Source organism: Corynebacterium sp. KPL2838 (assembly GCF_040225455.1).
Classification (GTDB): domain Bacteria; phylum Actinomycetota; class Actinomycetes; order Mycobacteriales; family Mycobacteriaceae; genus Corynebacterium; species Corynebacterium rhinophilum.
Genome location: NZ_JBEHFT010000083.1, coordinates 1 through 550, shown reverse-complemented (window position 1 = coordinate 550; position 550 = coordinate 1). Strand labels below are relative to the sequence as shown.

General features: G+C 51.5%; 1 protein-coding gene. It reads right to left on the bottom strand.

The window, feature by feature from the left end:
* The coding region (locus ABRP98_RS11760; protein WP_349859368.1) for an IS3 family transposase at positions 1-466 on the bottom strand (466 nt) is incomplete at its 3' end.
* Between the last annotated feature and the right edge of the window lie 84 nt (positions 467-550).

Genomic DNA, 550 nt, shown 5'->3' with positions numbered 1-550 from the left:
GCACACTATCCATGGACCAGCCGAGGACTCGGCGGGAGTGTCCATCGCGGATAACGCATAGGTACAGCCAGCCCTCATTCGTGCGTAGATAGGTAATATCCGACATCCACACTCGATTAAGCTGCCCTTGATCAAATAGGCGTTTCACTAGGTCTGGAAGCGTTGACTTCCGCTTGGATTGAATCGTCGTTACGGGAACAAACGCCCTGGGTGAGATGCCTTCAATACCCATCATCCGCATGCGTTTGGCCACGGTTTTGCGATTCACATAGACCCCACCCTCGGCGAGTTCTGCAGTAATCCGTGGGGCACCGTAGACTTCGTCAGAATCTTCCCAGATGTCATGAATTTTCCTGTCTAACTGGTCGAGGAATCTCTGACGCTGATTTTCGCCGCGAAGCCGTACTGCTTGAACCTTGTGCCATTTATAGTAGCCAGAACGAGAAACCTCTAATAACCTGCTCATTCGTTTGATGCTGTAGTTCGCCTTGCTCTGGCTGCATTAGCTCAAATTTTTCCGATCGCGTTGCTTCGCAGCGAAGAAGGCGGT